Source organism: Streptomyces viridosporus, assembly GCF_002078235.1.
In the GTDB taxonomy this organism is placed as follows: domain Bacteria; phylum Actinomycetota; class Actinomycetes; order Streptomycetales; family Streptomycetaceae; genus Streptomyces; species Streptomyces viridosporus.
The window spans coordinates 1-831 of the sequence record NZ_MSGP01000983.1 but is presented as its reverse complement, the minus strand read 5'-3'; the positions used below and the strand labels follow the sequence as shown (position 1 = coordinate 831).

The following is an 831-nucleotide window of genomic DNA, read 5'->3' as shown; positions in this document are numbered from 1 at the left end:
GAACTCGCCTCCGGAGGCCGGCTGGGCGGAGTGGAACCGCGCCCGGACGGCGGCGAGTTGACGGGAAGCCGGCGCGTAGGTCAGGTCCCGGTCGGGGATCGCTCCCGGGTGGCCCTCCGAGAGGTCGTAGACGTACGGCGTGTCGCGGGTGCCCGTCATGTCGACGTCACGGGCGGTGCGCAGCCGTGCCGCGTCGGCGTTGTCGACGGTGGCGATCTGGAGGGGGCGGTCGTCGTTGTCGTCGGTGCCCCACCATGCGCTCAGCCGGCCGGGTGCGTCGTCGGTCACGAACAGCGCCCTGGCGCCCGCGTCCTGCGCGGCCTGCGCCAGCGCGGTGGGCTCGGTGCCGTCGGCGAGGCGGGCCAGGACCGCCTTGCCGCGCACGTCCTTGCCGGTGAACTCCCCGGCGCCCACGTCGACCAGCGGCAGCCTGGTGCGGCCCTCGATCAGGGTGCCGCCCGCCTGTACGACCGCGTCGGCGATCCCCTCGACCTCCAGGAGTGGTTTGCCGAGCCGCCACACGGTCCGGTACTCGAAGGTGCCCTGCCGCACGCGTGCCGTCGGCGCGGCGAAGACGCTGTCGTAGGCCAGGGGCACCTGGACGGCGTCGAACAGGTCGGAGCCGCCGGCGTCGCGGTCGTACTCCATGAGCAGTTGCCGGGTCTCGGTGCGGCGGTTCACGGCGGCGCGGATCTCCCGGAGTTCCCGGCCGTCCAGGGTGATCTCGCGGTCCCGGTCGACCGTGATCTCGGGGGCGGCGAGGAAGCCGAGCCCGAGCGAGTCGGCGCCGTGGCTGCCGCGCACGTCGAGGAAGGAGGTCACGCTGTACGT

The 831-nt window shown here is 73.9% G+C and carries 1 protein-coding gene; it reads right to left on the bottom strand.

What is annotated here, in order from left to right:
- Positions 1-831: protease-associated domain-containing protein (locus B7L92_RS39040; RefSeq protein WP_255311389.1), on the bottom strand; the 831-nt coding region annotated here is incomplete at both ends.